The sequence below is a fragment of the Shewanella colwelliana ATCC 39565 genome, from assembly GCF_000518705.1.
Lineage (GTDB): Bacteria > Pseudomonadota > Gammaproteobacteria > Enterobacterales > Shewanellaceae > Shewanella > Shewanella colwelliana.
This window is the reverse complement of record NZ_JAEC01000006.1, coordinates 264,435-286,676: the sequence shown is the minus strand read 5'-3', so window position 1 is coordinate 286,676 and position 22,242 is coordinate 264,435. Positions and strand designations below refer to the sequence as shown.

Annotated in this window: 15 protein-coding genes; 6 read left to right on the top strand and 9 right to left on the bottom strand. The window is 46.6% G+C overall.

The features are described 5' to 3' along the window. Both L876_RS0104610 and L876_RS0104605 read left to right on the top strand, forming a co-directional pair. Window positions 1–7,801: VCBS domain-containing protein (locus tag L876_RS0104610; RefSeq protein ID WP_028762722.1), on the top strand; the 7,801-nt coding region annotated here is incomplete at its 5' end. A 180-nt stretch (window positions 7,802–7,981) separates the two neighbouring features. Further along, window positions 7,982–9,139: a putative sulfate/molybdate transporter gene (locus L876_RS0104605; RefSeq protein ID WP_028762721.1), complete on the top strand. Its 1,158-nt coding sequence runs from the start codon at window positions 7,982–7,984 to the stop codon at window positions 9,137–9,139. 90 nt (window positions 9,140–9,229) lie between these two features. Here L876_RS0104605 and nrfD read toward each other — a convergent pair whose 3' ends face one another. The 3 genes from nrfD to phsA are packed head-to-tail and all read right to left on the bottom strand — an operon-like array spanning window position 9,230 to window position 13,035. Further along, entirely contained in the window at window positions 9,230–10,171 is a 942-nt protein-coding gene (gene nrfD, locus L876_RS0104600) for an NrfD/PsrC family molybdoenzyme membrane anchor subunit (RefSeq protein ID WP_028762720.1), read from the bottom strand. Then, window positions 10,168–10,740 (bottom strand): 4Fe-4S dicluster domain-containing protein, encoded by a 573-nt coding sequence (locus L876_RS0104595; RefSeq protein WP_028762719.1) that lies wholly within the window; start codon window positions 10,738–10,740, stop codon window positions 10,168–10,170. The genes nrfD and L876_RS0104595 overlap by 4 nt, the downstream gene beginning before the upstream one ends. 12 nt (window positions 10,741–10,752) lie before the next feature. Continuing rightward, a complete protein-coding gene (gene phsA / locus L876_RS0104590) occupies window positions 10,753–13,035 on the bottom strand; it encodes a thiosulfate reductase PhsA (protein ID WP_028762718.1) in 2,283 nt (760 codons plus the stop codon). A gap of 440 nt (window positions 13,036–13,475) precedes the next feature. On the opposite strand from phsA, the gene L876_RS0104585 reads away from it, so the two are divergent. Continuing rightward, window positions 13,476–14,144 (top strand): YoaK family protein, encoded by a 669-nt coding sequence (locus tag L876_RS0104585; protein ID WP_028762717.1) that lies wholly within the window; start codon window positions 13,476–13,478, stop codon window positions 14,142–14,144. A 51-nt stretch (window positions 14,145–14,195) separates the two neighbouring features. Here L876_RS0104585 and L876_RS0104580 read toward each other — a convergent pair whose 3' ends face one another. Both L876_RS0104580 and L876_RS0104575 read right to left on the bottom strand, forming a co-directional pair. Continuing rightward, a complete protein-coding gene (locus tag L876_RS0104580; RefSeq protein WP_245687000.1) occupies window positions 14,196–15,467 on the bottom strand; it encodes an ammonia-forming cytochrome c nitrite reductase subunit c552 in 1,272 nt (423 codons plus the stop codon). A gap of 200 nt (window positions 15,468–15,667) precedes the next feature. Continuing rightward, window positions 15,668–16,879 carry an NnrS family protein gene (locus tag L876_RS0104575; protein ID WP_028762715.1) on the bottom strand — a complete coding sequence of 404 codons (1,212 nt, stop codon included), beginning with the start codon at window positions 16,877–16,879 and terminating at the stop codon, window positions 15,668–15,670. A 225-nt stretch (window positions 16,880–17,104) separates the two neighbouring features. Here L876_RS0104575 and L876_RS0104570 point away from each other — a divergent pair, with 225 nt between their 5' ends. After that, the gene (locus L876_RS0104570) at window positions 17,105–17,440 is read left to right on the top strand and encodes a thioredoxin family protein (RefSeq protein WP_028762714.1); all 336 of its coding nucleotides are present in this window, start codon (window positions 17,105–17,107) and stop codon (window positions 17,438–17,440) included. A gap of 15 nt (window positions 17,441–17,455) precedes the next feature. Here L876_RS0104570 and L876_RS0104565 read toward each other — a convergent pair whose 3' ends face one another. From L876_RS0104565 to L876_RS0104555, 3 genes are all read right to left on the bottom strand, one after another. Next, window positions 17,456–18,001 (bottom strand): NifB/NifX family molybdenum-iron cluster-binding protein, encoded by a 546-nt coding sequence (locus L876_RS0104565; protein ID WP_028762713.1) that lies wholly within the window; start codon window positions 17,999–18,001, stop codon window positions 17,456–17,458. Window positions 18,002–18,010: 9 nt separating this feature from the next. Further along, window positions 18,011–18,295: a DUF134 domain-containing protein gene (locus L876_RS0104560; protein ID WP_028762712.1), complete on the bottom strand. Its 285-nt coding sequence runs from the start codon at window positions 18,293–18,295 to the stop codon at window positions 18,011–18,013. A 320-nt stretch (window positions 18,296–18,615) separates the two neighbouring features. Next, complete coding sequence (locus L876_RS0104555; protein ID WP_028762711.1) at window positions 18,616–19,110, bottom strand: peptidylprolyl isomerase; 495 nt, start codon at window positions 19,108–19,110, stop codon at window positions 18,616–18,618. A 173-nt stretch (window positions 19,111–19,283) separates the two neighbouring features. On the opposite strand from L876_RS0104555, the gene L876_RS0104550 reads away from it, so the two are divergent. Both L876_RS0104550 and L876_RS22270 read left to right on the top strand, forming a co-directional pair. Continuing rightward, window positions 19,284–19,892, top strand: coding sequence for a hypothetical protein (locus L876_RS0104550; RefSeq protein WP_028762710.1), 609 nt, complete (start codon window positions 19,284–19,286; stop codon window positions 19,890–19,892). 63 nt (window positions 19,893–19,955) lie between these two features. Beyond that, window positions 19,956–20,816 (top strand): energy transducer TonB, encoded by an 861-nt coding sequence (locus L876_RS22270; protein WP_156029375.1) that lies wholly within the window; start codon window positions 19,956–19,958, stop codon window positions 20,814–20,816. Window positions 20,817–21,080: 264 nt separating this feature from the next. Here L876_RS22270 and L876_RS0104540 read toward each other — a convergent pair whose 3' ends face one another. Beyond that, the gene (locus tag L876_RS0104540) at window positions 21,081–22,097 is read right to left on the bottom strand and encodes a hypothetical protein (protein WP_051412923.1); all 1,017 of its coding nucleotides are present in this window, start codon (window positions 22,095–22,097) and stop codon (window positions 21,081–21,083) included. Between the last annotated feature and the right edge of the window lie 145 nt (window positions 22,098–22,242).

The following is a 22,242-nucleotide window of genomic DNA, read 5'->3' as shown; positions in this document are numbered from 1 at the left end:
CACCTATGGCGATCTAATCTTACTCACCGATGGCACCTGGCATTACCATGCCGATGCTGGGCATCTATCAGGTATAGGTGCTAGACCCACAACGCGTGGTACCGCGATTGACCAGCTTGGTGAAGGCCAAAGCTTAACCGATACGATTACAGTCCATTCAAAAGATGGTGCAACACACGATATTGTTATCACCATTCACGGCAGTAACGACAGACCTTACTGTTCATCTGAAGTTGTGCTTGCAAATGGCAGTGAAGATACACGCCAAACCTTAACCACTGCGCAATTATTAGCGAATACCGTCGATGTCGATAAAAACGATGCCGGTAAACTAACCATTGAAAACCTACACGCCGACCATGGTTCGATATTAATTAATGGCGATGGCACCTTCACTTTCACCCCAGAAAAAGACTATAACGGCGATGTGCATTTTAGCTATGATGTTAAGGATGCCCACGGTGGTGTGACCCACACTGGCGCAACCACCAACTTAGCTGCGGTTAACGACAACCCTGATGTGACGCCTTTAACAGACAGCGTCAGTGAGGGGGCCGATAATCATCACACCCTCAATCTGCTATTAGGTGCCACAGATAAAGAGGGCGACGCTTTAACCATCAGCCACCTTGAATATGCCATCGATGGTCAACCTCAGTCGGGTCAACTGCCAACGGGCATTACCTTAGGTGCTGATGGGCATACGTTGATTGTTGACTCCACTGATGCCGCATTTAATCATTTAGCAAATGGTCAGTCGCAAAAGGTGGCTATCACCTATCAAGTAGAAGATGGTCATGGTGGAAGTACGCAACAAACCGCCACACTTACGATTGCTGGGACAGACGATAAAGCGACACTGGTCTCTAATGTCATTCAGCTTACTGAAACACAAGCGCTTGATAGTGAATTTAAATCCTATAGAGGCCAGCTTCAGCTGATTGATCCTGATAGTGGTGATAACACTCAGTTTGTTTTTAGCGGGAAGTATTTAGGTCAAGGTTTTGCACCTGGTCACCTTGATGTTTGGCCTAATGGCACTTATCAATTCAGATTAGATGCTGGTACCAATCGTCATGCGGACGATCTCATTGGTAGCCTACATGCTGGCGAGTCGATGGAACTCCCCTACGAAGTCGGAACCAGTGATGGTCAAAAGCTCACCATTATGGTGAAGGTGACCGGCGAAGATAACCAAGCAAAAATTGAAGTGACGCCCTACTCCAGCCTCAATAATCATGTTTATGAAGATCACACTTCCTTTGGCAATACCACCAATCAGCTCAGCAGTGGTGGCACGTTACACGTAATTGACCCCGATCATGACCAAGCCGGTTTTATTGCACAAACCATCACCACCGCCGAAGGTGGTCGGTTCAGTATCAACGCACAAGGCCATTGGTCATACAATATTGAGAATGATAAAGTCCAACATTTAGGCGCAGGGGAAAGCTTCCAGCAAACCTTTACCGTTGAATCTATCGATGGCAGTGCACATAAAGATATCACAGTGACCGTTCACGGCACCAACGATGCCCCCGTCGCAACAGCTGAAGTACGTTTAGCCAATGGCTTAGAAGACAGCCAAATTGTCCTCACCTCTGCACAATTGCTTGCCAATACTACCGACATTGATGACAACGATATTGGCAAATTATCCATTGAAAACCTACAGGCTGACCACGGTTCAATTGCGTCAAATGTCGATGGTACCTTCACTTTTACCCCAGAAAAAGACTATAACGGCGCGGTGCACTTTAGCTATGACGTCAAAGATGCACACGGCGGCATGACTCATACTGGCGCCAGTACCACTTTAGCGGCGGTACAAGATAATGCGGTTATTGCAGGCATTGATACAGGTAGTGTTACTGAAGACCTAAACCCTCATGCCAGCGAGCAAGGAAACTACGCCTATAAATTGGAGACTCAAGGCTCATTATCTGCTATCGACCCCGACAAGGATGAATCAGGCTTTGATTTTAAAACCCTTATCTCAGCAGCAACGCACCCAGAGTGGCGGCCATATTCATCATCGCTGGGTGGCCAATTGGCAATTGACCCAAAAGGAAACTGGAATTACTACATAGATAACCGCAAACCTGAAATCCAGCACTTAGGTAAAGGCGAAACCTTAACGGATACCGTGACGGTGCACTCTAAAGATGGCACCACCCACGATATCGTCATTACCATCCACGGCACTAATGACGCCCCGACAGTATCAAGTGAAGTGCAGTTAAACTCAGGCAAGGAAGACTCTGTTCAAACCATTACTGCGGCTGATTTGCTGGCGCATGCAACCGATATTGATGGTAACGACCAAGGTCAGCTTACCGTCGCTAACTTGATTGCCAACCATGGCTCCATTCGAGACAACCAAGATGGCACCTTTACCTTCTCGCCAGAAAAAGACTACAACGGCGAGGTGCATTTTAGCTATGACGTCAAAGATGCCCACGGTGGTGTGACCCACACTGGCGCAACCACCAACTTAGCTGCGGTCGATGACCATACAGTATTTGGTGGAATTACCACAGCAGTAGCCAAAGAAGATGTTGACCCAGGAGTGAGCTCTTATGGTAATTTTGGCGGCAATAGTTATTCAATGTCACAATGGCATCAATTGACGATTACCGATACTGACAATAAAGTCGATCACGTTAACATTGAATTTGGAGGGAATACCTACTCTTGGCAAGTCGGATCGCCCATCGATATCGATACCCAATATGGTAAATTTGAATTAATCACTGTCGCCTCTGGTGCTCACAAAGGTGAACTCGCTTGGCTCTATAACGGCGATAATACAAACACTTCAATTCAAGGCTTAAAAGAAGGAGAATCTTTACACGAAAGTATTACTTTAGTCGCCCCTGATGGCACTCGCCAGTCCTTATCTGTCGAAATTAAAGGGACCGAAGATCACGTTATCATCGATTCACCCAATCATATTGGTGATGTGATTGAGCATCAATCAACAGGCGCACAAGTCAGCGGTCAACTACAGGCTCATGATAGTGATACTCATGATTCAGTGAGCTGGGCCATTACTCAAACAACTGGGAAATATGGTGCGTTCTCAATAGATGCCAATGGTCAGTGGCACTACATTGTCGATGAGTCAAAAGCAGGAGCATTAGGGCAAGGTGATGAATGGAACGAGCATTTCACCATCGAAGCGTTATCGACTGATGGAAGCAAAGTGAGTAAAACGGTTTCTGTAGCGGTGCATGGTAGTAATGATGCACCGACTGTAACCAGTGGACTTGTGTTGACCCAAGCCAATGAAGATACACAGGTTATCTTAACCCAACAGGATTTGTTAGCCCATGCCAGTGATGCCGATAACAACGATCGGGGCTGGCTTCGAGTCCATAACCTAACCGCCGATCATGGGACAATCAGTACCAATACCGATGGCAGTTTCACCTTTACGCCAGAAAAAGACTACAACGGAGATGTGCACTTTACCTATGATGTCATTGATCGCCACGGCGGAGCTACACACACAGACGCAACGATCAATTTAGTTGCTGTCAATGATGCTTCAGTACTTGCGAGTGCGTTATCTAGCAACGAAGTGGTTGAAGATCATCTTAGCCGTCCCGCTTCTCATACGTTAACTTCCTATTGGAAAAATCTTGATATTACTGACACCGATGGTCAAGCAGATGCGCAAATTGTCAAAATTGAAGTTAATGGTGTAGAGCATAGCGTCCCTGCCAATTTTGCAATGAATCTACAGGGTACTCACGGTTCATTTGTGACCACACATGCTGGTGATGGACATAATAAATGGCTTTATATCGCAAATAATAATCACCCTGAAATTCAACAATTAAAAGATGGTCAAAGTCTCACCGATCACATGACATTGATCACCGCAGATGGCACGCGTATTCCTATTACAGCGACGATTAAAGGCACAGAAGATAGCGTCATTATCGATACTCCTGATTCATTAACAGCATCGATAGGCACTGCCATTGAAGATCAAAAAACCTCCCTATCGGGCACATTACAAGCACACGATGTTGATAAAGATGACAGCGTGCATTTTGAAGCGCGAACTCTGGCCGGAAATTTCGGGACGTTTTCTGTAAAAAGAGACGGTAGTTGGCATTACGATGTAGATCCAAGCAAAGCCGACCGCCTCGTCGCTGGGCAAAACCAAGCAGAAGGTTTTGATATTGTCGCTATCTCAAGCGATGGTTCAACAGCAACTAAGCATATTCAAATCAACGTGCAGGGCTCAAATGATGCCGCAATCATAACTGGTGTTGATACTGGCGATGTTTCTGAAAACACAGCAGGTAAAGATATGTCACCCGACCAAGCCCATGCAGGCATGGGGTATTTAACCGGCGCCATGTTATACGCTGATGGGAAATTAAATATCACAGACCTAGATACCGGTGAAAATGAATTTGATACTAACCAAGTAGGTACTCAGGGTTACACTTATCACGGCAGTTACGGCCGCCTTATTTTAAACGCGGACGGCAACTGGCACTATAATGTCAATGCAGGTAGTCGGCATAATGGTGCCATGCCCGGTACTGCAGGAACGGCCATTGATAAATTGGGGGATGGGCAGTCACTCACCGATACCATCACAATCCGCTCGAAAGACGGCACCACCCATGACATTGTTATCACCATTCATGGCAGTAACGACAGACCTTACTGTTCATCTGAAGTGGTGCTTGCAAATGCGAGCGAAGATACACGCCAAACGCTGACTACCGCCCAACTGTTGGCAAATACTGTAGATGTGGATGCCAATGACGTCGGTAAACTAACCATTGAAAACCTTCAGTCTGACCATGGTTCGATATTAATTAATGGCGATGGCACCTTCACCTTTACGCCAGAGAAAGACTACAACGGCGCGGTGCACTTTAGCTATGACGTCAAAGATGCACACGGCGGAATAACCCACACCAGTGCAAGTACGACTCTTGCGGCGGTGAATGATTCCGCCCTTATTAATGGTCAGTCACGAGCATCATCAAACGTCGATATCTTCGAAGATGGTGCAACGAGTCGTCTGACGGGGCAGTTAACACTGACAGATGTCGACAGTGGCGAAAATCAGTTTGCCACAATCAGTCAGTTAGCGGGTCAATATGGCGAGCTCAGCCTTGATGCCGATGGCCACTGGACATACAACCTAAACAACAACTTAGCACCAACCAATGGCTTGGTTAATGGCCAAGTGGTGACTGACACCTTTACGGTTACCTCTCCAGATGGCACTGCTAGCCACACCATTAATGTTCAAATTCATGGCCATGATGACACACCGAGCTTGAGCGTTAATGAAGGTGGAGCGGGTAAATCTCTCGATTTACTCGGTGGACTGAGCAGTGGCATAGTAAGCCACATGCAATTTTCGACCGACGGCGTTCATTACACTAATCAGGTACCCGATGGCTTTATGCTAGCAAGCGATGGCCATACATTACAGGTCGATCCGGCGCACAATAGCTACAACCATTTGGCCAACGGCGTCGCCTTAAAAGTTGACATTAAGTATGAGCTACAACAAGGAGCTGGTAGCAATGTGCAGACATCGCAGCAGCAAGCTCAAGTCGTCGTCACAGGCACCAGTGATCGTCCAATCATCCACAGTTTTAATCCACATTCTCAGCAGAATAACGGCCCCGTTACAGGCAACTTACTGCAGGGTGCTACGGATGTTGATGATGGCGCACAGTTAGTGCTTCATGATGTGCAATTTCAAGACCCAGTAACGCATCACTATATAACGGTTCAAGCTGGGCAAACTCATAACATTACTGGTGTTGGGGTTATCGCAATTTCAGCCAACGGCGACTACACCTTTACCCCTAACAGTCAATTTAGCGGGCAAGTGCCTAATCTTATCTACCGCGTCTCAGACACGAATGGTGATTATGCAGACAATAGTCAGAACAACTTAACTATTCATATAGACCCTTATCAAGCCCCGATCATTATTGCGCCATTAGCAGTCTCGCTGGCCCATGATACCGGCAGCTCGGCAACAGACTTGATCACTCAAGATGGGGCGCTTAGCATCTCAGGTCAAACCGCTGGAATGCAGGTGGAGTATTCCACAGATGGTGGTGCTCATTGGAGCAGCCAATTTACTCCTGTCGAGGGACTTAATCAGCTACAGGTAAGGCAAACTGACAGCGCTGGGCACGCATCAAAAGCCACCAGTATTGATTTTACGCTAGACACTAATATAGCAGCGCCACACATTAGCCTTGACCCTATCACTGCTGATGACGTGCTCAATCAGGCCGAGCTCAGTGGCAGCGTGCCAGTCACAGGTACTGTAGGGAGTGAAGTCAGCGTTGGCGATAATATCACCCTTACACTAGGCACACACACATACACTGGCGCCGTGGATGCACAACATAGATTCTCAATCGACATCCCAGCCAATCAACTAAGCAACCACTCCAACATTAGTGCATCAGTCACCATAAAGGATACAGCAGGAAACAACGCTACTGCGGCGGATAATCATCACTACAGCACCGATACTAACGCAGCCATTAGGGTTAACCCAATCACCAGCGACAACATCATTGACGCCAGCGAACACCAGCAAGCGATTGATATAACCGGTACAGTATCTGGCGTTGAAGATGGGCAAACGGTTACAGTAACGATTGCGGGTCAGCAGCATCAAGCCGTGGTAACTCAAGGCGCTTGGCACACTTCATTAACCGCAGCGGAGGTTCAGGCGCTGCCAGGGGGAACGGTTGATATCACCGCATCGGTTCAAGATTTAGCGGGGAATTTAGCATCAATACACAGCCCTCTGTTTATTAGCGATAGCGCTAACCCTGTACCCACTTTGAGCTTTAAGACCCCCCCTACACCAACAGGTAGTGGTAGCATTGGCTCACATATCTCAGGCGATCTGGTTGCACCTCCAATAATACAACAGCTCACCCCTAGTTTATCTGGCGCTGGGTGGGCAATCACTGATGGCCACGGTCATACTTCAACCAGTTTGCAAGGCCAATACGGTACCTTAACCATCGATCCCGTAACTGGCCACGTGGACTATGTTTATAGTCAAGCTCCGACTGCCGGTAATAAGGCGACAGGCGGCACCCATTGGGCTGGGCAAACAACCTCAGAAGAACATCATGACGTATTTCAAGTTGTGTATCATGATGCACATGCGTCCAATGTTGATGTAAAAGTGAATCTTGATGTGACATACATTCACGGTCGCAGTGGACAGAACCAAAGTACCACTCAACTTGTCGGCATGACGGTCACACCAGACACCTCGATAGCTCCATCTCCCAGCCATGCTGCACCTGTGATGCATGATGCACCGCAAAACGATGAGGTAACAAGGGTGACAATTGATGACCTCGACCTATCCGGTGACACCATAGATCATCAAGCAGATAGTCCAGCCGTCGCCAAAGCAGAGACAGAGACCGACGCAGAGTTAGCTCATGCTGCACTCCCTTTGCCTGCGGCACCTGTCGATCACTACCTACATATGGTGGGTCTGACTCAAGGAGATATTACCTCACCTACAGATACCCCCATGATGGCCGCTCTGCCGGATGTCACCACGTTAGCCAGTCATGATGTGGACAGTGATATGCTTGACACCTTGGCCCATGATCATTTCGACAACCCGCTGGCTGATGATGAAGACTCACATAAAGGCGAGCATGCAGTGATAATCGATGATCCTATGGACGATGTGGACCATCAACTCAATGATGACGAACTGCTGCACAATGCACTCAACGACATGCATAACCAAACGTAACGCCAATATCAGCAACCACTAAAATGGCCAATTCGATACAGGGACAGCATCGAGTTGGCCATTTTGTCTCGACGCCTCCTTACAAATCGCCGCTTTGGCTCCCTATTGCCGTGTAACCCCATCTAAATTTTGGCATTAAACTTGTAATGTCCATGGTGATAATTTCTTACGGCAAGCTTTATGAGATGTAAAACGACTCCTTTTGGCACCTTCAACAAATATTCAGGAGAGCTCGGCGGCGCTTTTGCCGATTTAGGTACTTTTTTACCCTTAGTCCTCGCACTGATCGCACTAAACCAATTTTCGCCCCAAGGGATCTTCACCGGTTTTGGCCTGTTTGCCTTGTTCACTGCTTTCTACTATCGACGGCCTATGCCGGTTCAACCCATGAAAGTCATTACGGCCCTGGTTATCGCACAAGGACTCACCCCAGGCATGCTGCAAGCCAGCGGCATCATGATGGGTGTCATTTTACTGCTGCTGGCATACAGCGGTGCCATCAGCTGGATGGCCAAACAGTTATCACCAGCGGTGAGCATTGGTATTCAACTGGCCATAGGTATCCAACTTATCTGGATGGGCGGACAGATGATCACTGATAGCTGGTTTATCGGGCTGTTTGCCTTCTTGGCACTACTATTAAGCCGCTACTTACCCTTGCCCTTCCTTGCAATGCCTTTGGTTTTGGCATTAGGGATGATATGGCAGTTTACTAGCGATATTGCGCCAAGCTTTGCTATTTCAGCTCAAAATCAATGGCAGCTGAGTTGGCCAACGTTTAACGAGTGGAGTTCTGCTGCGGTGCTATTAGTGCTGCCCCAATTGGCATTGACCCTCACCAATGCGGTCATTGCAACCTCTGCAATGGCCAAAGATAAATTCCCAGAAGACAATAGCCAATTCAATGATAGATTCAGCCCCAAACGGCTTGCCACCAGCTCTGGCTGGGCTAACTTATTGTTAGCTCCCATAGGTGCGACAGCCATGTGCCACGGTGCAGGAGGCCTCGCTGTGCAGCATCACTTTGGCGCGCGCACCTGGTTGGCTCCTGTAATATTTGGGGCTAGCTGTTTACTCATAGCCGCATTTTGGGGAGAGGCAATCACCAGACTATTATCGCTTATTCCGCTGGCAGTATTGGGTAGCCTATTGGCCATCGCGGGGACGCAACTGGCTTGGTCAAAACGATTTATCGACGGAAAGCCCTTTTGTATTGTGGTGATTTTATCAACCGCCGCTATCTGTTTACTGGTGAACACCGCTGCTGGGTTAGCAGTCGGGGTGATACTTGAAATGGGCCGCAGGCAATGGCGAATCATTGCAGACTTAACGCGCTAAGACAGGCTGTTTTAGCCAATAAAAAGCCCAGAGTTCTATCTGGGCTTTACGGTAAAACCTAAACTCAAGCTTTAGGCTATGGGTTCATTATCAACTTATGTAACTTTGTCCGGCATACAACACAAAGTGTCTCAGTGCTAATACCCCTGTTAAGCTACAGCAAGCAACTGCGATCATCACGCCTTTAGTGTGGCGAGTCTGAGCAGGCATGAGCATAGAGAGTAAGGGAATTGCAAAGCCAATACCCACGACGCCAATCCAGAATACACTCGCCCAAACACCAGTCGTTAATGAAGCTAGCGCTGCTGCGGCGGCTCCACCTTTGAAATAAAGTGCGCAAAATAGCATAAACAGAAACATCATCTCACTCAGCATCACAGGCAGCTCTAACCCATGCATTTTACCAAGTGTGGCATCGTGACTACTGGTATTAAACATCACTAAAGCCCCAATGGCATTGGCTGCCGCCCCTGCAGATAAACCAGAGACTAAAAACAACGCTGGTAGTACCGCAGTATTGAGCATCGGGTAGGCGTTCATTGCCGAGATCAGGAAGCCTGTATAAGCCCCGACACCGATAGCGAGCACAAATAGCACAACTTCAATCGCCTTTCTAAACGGCATTAAGGCATGTGCGAGTGGCACTAAAAAGCCCAGCTTCCATTTAGGTAATTCATCACGCAGCACGATAAGAGAGTACGCGATACCTATGGGTGAGTAGGCCAATAGCGCCAGCACACCAATCGACATTACTGAGCTCAAATTGTAATTGATTAGAATAAGCCAGAAATGAAATGGCTTAGTTAAATCAAACACTAAGCAAGCCAGGCCGAGCGAGATAGCCACAGGGCTAATAATCGCCGCTGCTTTTAATATTGCACTCTCTATTGACTTATCTTTGCTATACCAGCGCAACCCGATACCGATAAGAATGGACCCCGCCGACAGGCCTGCCATAAACAGGTAAACTGCGATGATCCAGTTCCACGTTACCGGATCGTATTGCGCCATATCGCCCCATGTATTGTTCATGACTGGATCCCCCCACGTTTAGTTGGAATGCGATACACCCTAGGTTGAGTCCCAAGATGGGTTTTCTCCTGATAGGTTGCCTTGGTATTGATCAGTTTTGCGACATCGCTTTGCGGATCATTGGCATCACCAAAGGTCAGCGCATCAGTTGGACATACCGTCACACAAGCGGGTAACTCGCCGCGTGCTAAACGGGTATCTTTACAGAAATTACACTTGTCAGCCGCCTTGGTTTCGGGGTTCATAAAGCGAACTTTGTAAGGGCAAGCTGCGACACAATACATACAGCCAACACACTTATCCTCTTTGATTGTCACTAAGCCATCATCGCCTACATACGCGGCGCCAGTTGGACACACTGTCACACAAGGTGCATTTTCACATTGCTGACAAGAGACGCGGTTATATTTAAAGTGCAGATGCGGTGCATCACCAAAAGGACCTTCGACTCTGACTTGCAGACGGCTAACGCCCTCAGGCGTGCCGTTTTCGCTTCGGCAAGCAACACTGCAAGCTTGGCAACCAATACAGCGATTTTCATCGTGTATCATTACATATCGTTTACTCATACTGGGCTCCTATTAGATCTTCGCTAGCGTGATGCCAGTAGTGTGAATATTCATGCCACAAATAGGCGCAGTTTGATGCGGTAGCAGGTTGCCACAATGGATACCTTTCCCCGTCGCACGTGCTAGCTCTTTGTTTTTAGAGCCAAAGCCCATATAAGCAAACACGGTATCCTGGCGAATACCAGGTGTGACGAGCGCCGTCCCCTCCTCGCTGCCCACACTGCTTGAAAGCCTTATCTTGTCACCCGATGAGATGCCCAGCTTGCCAGCTGTAAGCGGATGGATCCACACGCCATTGTCTGACATTAAATTGGCCAACATAGGAATGTTATGGGTTGCGCCATTGGTATGAACCGCGACCTTACCTTGAATAAAGTAGAGCTCGTCCGCCTGCTTAAGTTGCACAGGACGATACTTAATCACGCCGCGTCCGGCGGCCATTTTCTCGACTTTATCTGAACTAAGCTCAATCTTGCCGCTTGGAGTTTTAAAACTCATGGCGCTGGCATAAGTACCATCAGCGTCAGTGGCTTTAGCCTCTGGATAATGAGCGGTAAACGCTGCCACCATGCTAGGTTCACGCAGCATTAATGGCTTACCATAGCTAACATAACCCTTCTCTTTGATGGTATTCCATAGCGTGACATCACGATTAACTTGCAGTAATTGCAGGCTTTCCATATTTTCCCAAGGGAAGAACTGACCTAGCCCCATCTCTTCGCCTAACTCTTTAAAGATCTGCCAGCTTGGTTTAGTCTGCCCAATGGTTTCAACGACGCGTTGACGCACGTAATAAGCGGGGTTTTTACCCGACTTATCGGCTATCTCTTCATCACGTTCAAGGTAGGTCGATTCGGGCAAGATGATATCGGCGTAAGCAGCCGTTTCGCTGATGTACACATCACAGCACACGACAAAGTCGAGTTTTTTGAGCGACTCAACCACACGCGCTCTGTCGGTCATGGTTTGCATTGGGTTAGTACGGCTCATCACCCAAGCTTTAAGTTGATAGGGTTTAGCTTCTAAGGTCGCATCGAGAATAGTTTGGTAGATACCGCCTGATGACCACATCATGGCGTATTGCTCATCCACTTGGTCAATACGTTTAGCGGTTGGCTTAGGCAAGCCCTCAACCCCAGGTTTACCTAATGTGGGTGCCACTTTGTTGCCAGCAAATTTATTGTAGGTTTTGGCTTTTTTACCGAGGTAAAGCCCACCTTTTCGCTCAATGTTGCCAATCAATACATTGGCCGCAAATAGGGCGCGGCGCATATCAAACTCTTCAGGCGTAAAAGTGGCTCTGTGACCAAAATCCACCACAGCATGGGGTGCATGGGCGGCATATTCATGGGCGATGCGTCGAATATCTTTGGCTGGCACATCACTCACGCCCTGTGCCCACTCTGGTGTACAGGCTTTTACTTCTTCGGCAAAGGCCTCAAAACCCACCACATGCTGCTCGATAAATGCATGGTCATATAGCTTATCTTCAATCAGTACATGACAAAGCGCCAATGCGACTGCAAGGTCGGTGCCGGGACGAATAGCAAACCACTCGTCGGCTTTATCCGCGACCACGGAAAAGCGCGGTTCAAATACCACTAACTTGGCATTTTTTTCCATCTGCGCTTTCATCATGCCACGGGTTTCAGACATATTGATCCCCTCATAGAGGTTATGTCCGAAGTTGATGATGTATTTAGAGTTGCCCAGATCACGTTTGACCTTAGTGCCAAACATGGCTTTGGCCGCTATCACATAACCGCCTGGGCAGGTTGAGGCATGGGTGAAACTATTGGGAGAGCCAAAGGCTTTACCGAGATGAAACAGGTGACCAGACAGGGAGCCGGATTTGGATGAAAAGGCCACCGCCTCGGCACCATGCTTGGCTTTAATATCGTTGAGGTTTTTAGCAATTGTTTGATAAGCCTGTTGCCAAGTGATCTCTTCCCACTGGCCTTCTCCACGCTCACCTACGCGACGAAGCGGATTAACGATACGTTGCGGATCGTACAACAAACTGTGGCCGGCTCCACCTCTGGCGCATACTTTACCGCCAAAAGACTTAGCCTCTTTATTGCCGCTAATGAAGACATTTTTACCATCAACAACCCTTGCAGAAATAGGGCAGCGGGTCGAGCACATCTCACAAATACTCGCCACCTCTTTACCAACGGCTTTTAATGGTTGTTGTTCTAAGGCGGCCAAACTACCGGGCAGTAGTGTCGCCAGCGCACAAGTGGCTCCACCAGCACCTGCACCCTTAATAAACGTTCGTCTATCAAGCTCTATCATGGTTTCCTCCTCATCAGCCTAGGCAGATGAAATCACACACTGTTATTAGTTTTTTTTGCCAACTTGTTGAAGGCATGCCCCATTGTTATCCCACAAAATATTCATAGGTATTGTGGTAAACCACATAGCAGGAGTGAGCGTGATCTGACGCAGTGATCTGTCTATTTTATGTAAAGAAAGTGTGACTTTTATCTAATTGACTCATCGCAGAAAAATAACCACCCTAAGTCATCAATAACGTGGCCAATGCTCTGCACTCGCGGTGCTAGCGGAAACGCAGTCCAAAAAGGCAAACGGTTAGCCACTCAGGTTTTTCATGAGCATTTTGCGATCGCGCCGACAGTTTACTGGCGACATAGCGCGCAAAATAGCGCCCTTTAGCCTCCCGATATGATGGGGCTACGCTCTCCTAGAGAGTTGTGGTAACAGAAGGAACAGATTTGATTTCCAAACTGCCTAAATGGGTTGAAGCTGGCGCGTTTATCCTTGCCTTTATTGCTGGCAGTGTAAACGCCATTGGCTTACTGGGCTTTAAGCACCAAAGTGTGTCGCATCTATCAGGTACGGCAACCCTTGTAGGGACGCAATTGCTCAACTCCAGTTACACAGATCTATTTCATCTATCAGGGATCATGTTGAGCTTTATGCTGGGGGCAGCACTGTCGGGGGCGCTGCTCACTGGCAGCTCATTAAAGCTTGGGCGTCATTATGACACCCTGTTAGTTATTGAAGGCTTGTGCCTCCTTAGCGCTATCTATCTACTGCAAGGCGGCAGTTTTTATGGCCACTACATGGCCTCGGCTGCCTGCGGATTACAAAATGCGTTAGCCACCACCTATAGCGGTGCTATTGTACGCACGACACACGTTACGGGCATTTTTACCGATTTGGGCATTATGTTAGGTACAACACTTAAGGGAGAACGTTTCGATAGACGTAAAGCCATTCTATTTCTATTAATCATTATCGGGTTTATCTCAGGCGGGACATTCGGCGCACTCTTGTTTAACCAAATGCAATTTCAAGCCCTAGCGGGCCCAGCACTGATCTGTTTTATTTTGGCCATCACCTATCGTATCTATAAAACTAAAACAGCACCAAGGCGCTAACAAAAAACGCCAGAGCGATTCACCCTGGCGTTTTGCTTAAATTCTCAAATTTTAGTATCCGTGCTGACTCACTTCAGGCCAATGTTTATCCACCTCTTGCTTGATAAACGCTTGCTTCTCTTGAGTCAATTTTTCTAGTGCTATCCCAACAGCTTGCTGCGCACTCTCTTTGGTTGAAATATCTGGGTACTCAACCTGCTTCACCTCCAACATACTTAAGATCTCCGCTAACGATTTTCGCGCGGCTTTAACCTGGACAAGGGCTGCGTCAAGTAAGTCATTGCCCTCTTGTGGATTGTGCGCATATAAACCATGTGAAGCCATGGCAAAGTCCCAACGCCACTGTGAATGGCGTATGCCCATAATGGCATCATTCATAATCGGCCAGCTACCACCAGCATCCCAAGCGGCTTTCGCCTCATAGTGTGCCTTAACCAATAGCCCTTCAACTTCACGCGCCTTAATATCAATTTGCTGCTTACCTGACTCCAGTTTGACCATAAATGCCTGCTGATCGCCATGGCAACTTTGGCATACCTGTTGATAGTGATCGAGCGCCTTGCTCACTTTATGATCGGTAAAACGGTTGCCCTTATCGTCATTAACTTCTGGCATATGACAACTGACACAACTGACCCCCTGCTTAGCGTGTTCACTGCGACTCCAATGTTCAAATTCAGGGTGACGCGCTTTTAAAATTGGGGTCTTAGATATGGGATGTATCCACTCATAGAATCGACGCGTGTCGTAATATTTTTCAATAAGATCGGCGCTACTGCCAAAGATCCAAGGAATGTTGACCTTATTGCTCCGCTCAGGCTGAAAATAGTAAGTCACATGACACTGACCACAAACTTGGGAGCCCTGCATATTGATATCCTGCTTATCAAAAGGCAGGTGAACTTTGGCCATGGCATCTTGAGCATGAGGGCGTGGCAGCGCTAACTTGGCTGACCCATTCTCGTGGCAATCGTTGCAATACACCACACTCTTTATTTCACGACCAAGTTCGGTAAAGTTTTTTGCTGAAAAACCTTCAACGCCTAACTCGTTCATTAGTCTTGGCGCATCGGGGGTTTTACAAGTCCAACAACTGGCAGACAGCCCTTTTTTCCCCGCATCAGGCGTCACCCCCGTACGCAGAGTATGAGTCACATCCGCTACCGCAAAGTGATGTCCGCGAGGGCTGTTGTACTCTTTAGCAAATGAAGATCCCGCCCATAAAATCACTGCAGCGGGGTAACTTGCTAACATGTCGGTGCGCGCCGTTTGCTCAGAGGTGGCTAACCAGCTGTCATATTGCTGCGGATACTTCGCCTTCATCGCCTCAGGCGTGACATTAGCTTGCGCTGCCACCCCTGCACTGCTAAACACGAGTGTTGTTACAATCAATCCCCACATGCCTTGGATTGTTTTGAAAGTCTTTATCATCCACTTATTCCATATTCTTTAATCTTTAATCTTTAATATAAAGCCAAGTACCACAATGTCTTGGTGCCAATACTTCACGCTATCGCAGTCATTTAACCTGGACGTCCATCGATTCGTGGCTGAGTTAAAATAGGGACATACCACCACACAAACATACCAAAAGCTAAGGTCCAACAACTGCCAGCAAGCCACAACCAAACTTGCGCATACTCAGGTAAAAGTAGCGGCATGATCGCTCTAAAGATCGCCGCCAGTGGAATGGCAATAAACGCGAGCGTCATCTTGGGGCCCAAATAGATGTTTCGACTCGTATGACCCAAAGACACTCGCGAGATCATCGACAGACAAATCCCCGCCATAGTACCAATAGCAAACAGATGCAGTAATTGACGATAAGCGTTTTCATTATCAATATTCCACGCCAACAACCCTAAGGTGATGGGTAAAAATAGGTACGCGCAATGCAAAGACCAGAGCAAGGGTTCCTTAAGGGTTTTATGGGGAAGCCATCTTATCCAACGACCAAGATGCAATAGTCCTGCAAGGGCCAACACGCCCTGCTCCACAGCCATAGGCAGCTGTTTAGTGATTGCTTGCGCCACCAGCAAAATCATCAGGGCAATGAGACTACGCTCCAGTAAGATGATTGGATTCGGTTTAGTTAGCTTTAGTCGCATTGCGGTAAAAAATGGGATCACCCGGCCGCCAACAATCGTGATAAGCAAGCCTAACCACCACAGCATTCCCTGCCAAATATGGTGGCTCAAGGTAAAGTCTCGCTGACTCAATGCGTAGTAACTCAATAGATTGATAACAGCGGCGACCATCAACATGATAGGAAAGCCAATATTATTCCACTGTTTCACCTTGTAGATGCAGCGCCAGAGCGTCACCGCCGTTAAACCTAAAAACAGAGTGTCAAATAATGCAGGTAACCAAATCGGCAGATCTAATGGTGCCAGCAGGAGTAACCTTGCCATTAACCAACAACTAAATGTAAACGCTAGCGGCCAGCCTTTCATACTGGGTTGATTGGTCCAAGTCTGTACCGAGGTCAATAAGAAACCACAAACAATGGCTAAAGCAAAACCAAACAAAAGCTCATGAGGGTGCCACCATAAGGGCACGACCCGTACCCAAAACTGCTCACGAAACAGACTAAACTCTGGGATATACCATGTGACCAACCACAAAGGTATATACAGCATGGCTAACGCCGCACCGCCCAAGAAGAAAGGCCGAAAACCGAGACGCCATATCGCAGGCGTTTTTTCTACTTCCTTGGGATCATCAATATTCAGCACGATAATTGGCTCCGTGGTCGAACAGGCTTAATTCAAACACACATAAAAAATATAGCTTTATAAGGTAGTCTAACCAGCCAAAGAACTGCCGACAAACGATAAACTCCGCTATGTGAAGAAGTGTGAACTATGCAAGGATATTGCGCTATGATATTGAAATAAAATACCTCTTTAGAGGCATTACCTAACCACAGCTTGAATGAAGTTTTTGAAAGGACAATAGCAATGCATGAGCCTAATGAGGTCAACAAAGCTGCCGATTTAGAGAAATTCATCAACCAGCAAGATGCTGTGATGCTGCTTTTTGGCGCGCCAAGCTGTGGGGTGTGCCAAAGTATCAAACCCCGCTTAACGGCTATGCTCAGCGATAATTTTCCCAAGATGAGATTGGTCTATATCGATTGCAATGCACAACCTGATATCGCAGCACATCATAATGTGTTTTCGCTGCCCGTGGTTGAGCTCTATTTTCAGGGGCAAGCCTTTGGTCGATTTTCCAAAGTGTTTTCAATAGTTGATGTGAAAGAGGCGATCGCTCGCCCCTATAGCATGTTAGCTTGAGCCCAATTGTATGAATCAATTAGCGGTTCTAAAACCTGAATAACTTACCGGCTTATCAGCTAATACTGTGGATTGGTGTTGTTTATCAAGCATGCGAGAGCTCGATTCATCAGCTTTGTTACTGCAACCACACCCTCCTGCGCAACCATCTGAACTAGCCTCTGAACTAGCACAACCACCAGAACTTGAGCAACAGCCGCCTTTCTTCTCATGATTGAGCGAACTCCTTCCTTGAGACGCATCAACAAGGCGTCGGTTAAGATCGGTTGCAGTTGTTAACAATGCCTCGATACTCTCGCTATGGTCGCCCTTGCTAACACTTATCTGTGCATCTAGCAGCTTACCAAGCATCCGCTCACCAATATGCTGAACAATCACAATATCTGTTTTCTGCTGGACTATCAGTTGTAACATCGCTTTTTTGGCACTGCAGCCACCAGCAAGCGCTGGATTATCAAAGCTTGTGATGAGTTGGTGATACTCATTAAAAAAGCCAATTCGTTGTGCTTTAGTAAAATGGCTAGCCAGTTTGCCGCGGCTCATTGGCATGGCAATAATCATAATATTTCCCTATTGGTTGGATTGAGGCAGTAATAAAATTTGCCCCTGAATAATGGCGGTAGCGCTTTTCTTGCGGGCGCTCGCCAATAAGTTGCCAAACGTTTGTCTAGAGATCCCCATCAATGCAGCGGCTTCGAGTTGACTGAGTTTTTGAACATCGCCAAGGTTTAAGGCTTCAAACTCATCGGCTTGCAGTTGAATCTTTGCCAGTTCTTTTGCAGGCACACCGTTGGGCTTAAACATACTGCACGGAGCGCAACAAGACAGTTGACGAGATTTTTTAGGTCTGGGCATAGTGTTGGCCTAAATCACCTTATTTGAGTTTTGACTTAGGTTGATTTTTTGATTCATCAACATACATCATCCCCAGTTCAGGTTAATAACAATGAAATTTGTCGACGCACTAACGTGTAAATTTTGAAGCGTTAGTTGTCGCCTAGTTATTGGCGCAGGCCAATAACTAGCAGTGTGAAGAATAAACATAAAAGAAACTGTGGCGAACGTCACAGCCAAAAATATTCGCAAAAGCTAACTAATGCGAGGCATCACAATGAGTCTACCTATTATGTTTGCCATTGCATAAGGACTTCAGAGAAAGAAAGCATACTTGGAGGCTATTGGTTAATCGTGACTTTCTCGATAACAATGGCATTAATCGGTACATCATCATGGTCACCTTTAGAGCATGTTTTGGCGTTAGCAATCTTATTGACTACATCCATACCAACCACCACTTGGCCAAATACGGCATAACCCCAACCTGCATTGGTTGTCGCGGTATGGTCTAAAAAACTGTTATTGGCTAAATTAATAAAAAATTGTCCAGTCGCCGAATGCGGGGCATCGGTGCGCGCCATAGCTATCGAGCCTTTTATATTTTTAAGACCACGGTTAGCTTCATTAACAATCGCGGCTCGAGTCGGCTTCTCTTCCATCTCTGCGGTAAATCCGCCTCCTTGGATCATAAACCCCTTAATCACTCGATGAAAAATCGTGCCTTCAAAAAAGCCTTCTTGGCAATATTTAAGGAAATTCTTTGCACTGACGGGCGCCTGCGCCATATTGAGGTCAATCTCAATATCGCCGTAATTGGTAGTAAACGTAATCATAATGTGGGAGGTTAATCAAAATAAAGGTAAGCGAAGTATACCTTGAGTTAATCACGGGTGCAGACAAACATAAACAGACCACTCCTTACCCATAGCGGTTTTTCGCTGTATATTAATCGCCAAATAATTACAGTAAGCTAGGCAACAATTGACTGAGTTTATACGGATATAACATGCAGTACGATAAAGAAAAATATAAAACGATACAGCTTCCAAATTGGATGTTGCTCCATTGGGTGATCAATCCAGCAATGGCGATAAATGAGTTGGTGTTAGGTCAACGCATTCCCAAATTGAGCCTTATCGATCAACACAGTGATAGACCACTACTCGAAAGACAATTGATCCCCTGCCCCCATTGCAACACGTTGCACAATGCGTTGCGTTGGTCCAAAAGCAAAGCGTTTGGCAATTGGTTTGGACTACTCTGCCCTCATTGTAAGAATGATATTCCCTGCATACAGAATTATACCAGCGTAATCCTACTGGCCCTGACTGCCCCCATCTGGTTTTGGTTTCACAAACCACTAAAACAGCTGTGGCGTGCCAAAAAGTTACAAAAAATGCAGGCCAGTGAAACCCAGCCAACATCCAGGACACGGTTTCCCTATCTCAAAATGGGAATATTCTTTGGTCTGTTTATGTTGCTCTTTTCCCTCGTCATGTTGCAGGTGCAGGCCAATTTCACACACACCTCAGTCCTCACGGCGATAGGGGTTAATATTTTAGGCGGTGTTTTCTTTGGTGGTTGGATGAAATTTGTACTTGAACGCAAAAAGTAGCCTAAAGCTAAAACAACTTCCCAAGTGACTAAACAACTACATTTAAATAAACTCGAGAACAAGATGATTAAAATAAGATACCTCGCAATATTACTGGTGATAATTTCAACCGGCTGCGCCAATAATAAGTCGTCAGAGTTAACCCAAACCAACATCCACCATGAGAACCAGAGTAAAAACAACACAGCACCTTTGCTTACCCAAGCGCCAACATATCCTGTCTACGCAGCGCAACAGGGGTTAACGGGTTCAGTACGACTAATGTTTGATATCGACCCAATGGGAAAACCCGTCAATATCCGTGTGACGGGTTCGCAACCTGAGGGCATTTTTGATAGCGCCGCCATTCAAGCATTAGCTCGCTGGCAATACGCCCCCAAAATAGTGGCTAACACGCCTCAATATCAGCGTGACTTGACTGTGCAATTAGACTTTAACTTAGATAAAAGTACAGCACAGCTTAAGCCTGAAGCCAAGCAAGAGTTTACTCCTCGCAAACCAAACAAAGATCAAGTATTAAAAAATAAGAAAGTCATTAAACTTGTCAAAAAAGGGTTCAATCTCAACATGCAAAACCAGATTAATCTAGCGATAGAGACTATGCATAAGGTTAAACCAACGACCCCTTTTGAAGAGGCATTTGTGACGAGAATGCTGGGAAATTTCTATGCTGAACTCAAAGAGTTCGATCTAGCGATTAACTACTTAAAGCAAGCCACAGATCCAAGGCTATTGTCAGATGCTGACCAAGCTGCAGCCATAAAGTTATTGGCGGACATTAATTACTATCAAGGGTATTATCTCGCAGCAATTGATAGCTATAGCAATTGGAGTAATTTTACAGGTGTCGCAGACCCGCTTATTTTTGAAAGAATTGCCGAAGCGAGAGCTAAACTTAACAGCCAAGCCCCTTATACCAATTAGTATAAGAAAGTGATCTACTCAGCGCGTTTTTTGGCAACTAATTCAAGACGAATGGGCGATGGAATGCTTGTTCCCTTTTGAGGCCGTTCAACGCAGAAGTAAGCAGGTAAAAAACACGCCTAACAGGCGATCACATCTTTATACTGATTGGTATTAATCAATTCATCACACAAAAAAGCGAACCATGGATTAACCCTGATTCGCTTTAAAGGATAGCAAGTCGGCGGCTTCAAGTACCGCCTTTATGGAAAGTACTCGCGGCGACTACAGCGCGTGCTGAGTCGTCAATGCTCGAGTGCTCATCTCTCCTGCGTCGATACTCTTAAATTTAGGCAACAGGTACTCTCGCGCCATCTCAACTCGCTGCTGAAACTCTGGCAGGCTCACTACAGAGTCATCAAGGGTCATTAATTTCGCTTTAGCCTGCCACTTCTTAATGGTTTTGGCCGATTTCACTGGATCGATAGGCAATATTTGTACATGCGCTTGGTTCCAGCCCATATCCACATCGAACTCGACCACGTATTCTTTACCTGCTTCAACCTCAGCCTCTAGTACCGAATAGCGTTCAGAAAGCGCAACAAAAGTATGCTTACCTGGTGCGACTCTCACCTGGAAATAGTCCCCCGCTTTCGTACTGCCGACATAGCCCGCTTTAGACCAGATATCAAACGGTACCTCACCAATCAAGGTCTCCATGCGATAAAAGCTAATTACCGCAGTTTCAGCATCCGCTATCATAGGTTCAGCACTTGGTTTCATCACTTTAAAGCCAAGCAGAGACGGGTTAGCAAGCAGATTATCGTATGCATCGTTCTTTCTTGGCTCACCAATATCTTTTGCCTTTTTAGTCTCCATAATCATCGACGCACCCATATCCGAGGTCAACTCAGTCATCTTGCCAGTGGTATAGTCGATAGAGTAAAACAGAGTTTCACCTGGTTTATTATCAACCTTGGCATAACCAAAGCCAGCAAGACCTTGAACGAGGTGAATCGAATTTAGGCCCGACGCCAATTTCAATAAGGTATGACTGCCATTTGAGAGATCAGCAACAACATTTTCATTGGCGGCAACCCAAGCACCACGTGCGCCACCTTGGAAATTAGAGCCTCTAATCACGTATACAAAAGTTTGTTCCTGTGTCGGCACGGCCTCTGGTTTAAACTTGGCAACCAACTCCGGATCAACTTTGTAAGTGGTAGAACAGGCTGTACTGAGCAAAACCGTGGCGAGTACAATAAGGCGACCGGCGTTTAGCTTAATGTTTTCAAAATTCACAATATTTATTCCTTTAAAAAATTCCGCTAAAAACTAACCGCACCCACACGCAAAGTCAATAAAAAACCAACAAAAGCATAACCTTAATTAACTTCGAGTTGTGAATGATTTCCTTAAAGACTTAACCTAATGCTTTATTTTTCGC

Bases quoted from the DNA above. Each gene is read 5' to 3' on its own strand.
- L876_RS0104560 (WP_028762712.1), bottom strand. From the start codon at position 18,295: ATGCCCAGACCTAAAAAATCTCGTCAACTGTCTTGTTGCGCTCCGTGC.
- L876_RS0104550 (WP_028762710.1), top strand. From the start codon at position 19,284: ATGCAGTACGATAAAGAAAAATATAAAACGATACAGCTTCCAAATTGG.
- L876_RS0104555 (WP_028762711.1), bottom strand. From the start codon at position 19,110: ATGATTACGTTTACTACCAATTACGGCGATATTGAGATTGACCTCAAT.
- phsA (WP_028762718.1), bottom strand. From the start codon at position 13,035: ATGATAGAGCTTGATAGACGAACGTTTATTAAGGGTGCAGGTGCTGGT.
- L876_RS0104580 (WP_245687000.1), bottom strand. From the start codon at position 15,467: ATGAAGGCGAAGTATCCGCAGCAATATGACAGCTGGTTAGCCACCTCT.
- L876_RS0104595 (WP_028762719.1), bottom strand. From the start codon at position 10,740: ATGAGTAAACGATATGTAATGATACACGATGAAAATCGCTGTATTGGT.
- L876_RS0104605 (WP_028762721.1), top strand. From the start codon at position 7,982: ATGAGATGTAAAACGACTCCTTTTGGCACCTTCAACAAATATTCAGGA.
- nrfD (WP_028762720.1), bottom strand. From the start codon at position 10,171: ATGAACAATACATGGGGCGATATGGCGCAATACGATCCGGTAACGTGG.
- L876_RS22270 (WP_156029375.1), top strand. From the start codon at position 19,956: ATGATTAAAATAAGATACCTCGCAATATTACTGGTGATAATTTCAACC.
- L876_RS0104570 (WP_028762714.1), top strand. From the start codon at position 17,105: ATGCATGAGCCTAATGAGGTCAACAAAGCTGCCGATTTAGAGAAATTC.
- L876_RS0104565 (WP_028762713.1), bottom strand. From the start codon at position 18,001: ATGATTATTGCCATGCCAATGAGCCGCGGCAAACTGGCTAGCCATTTT.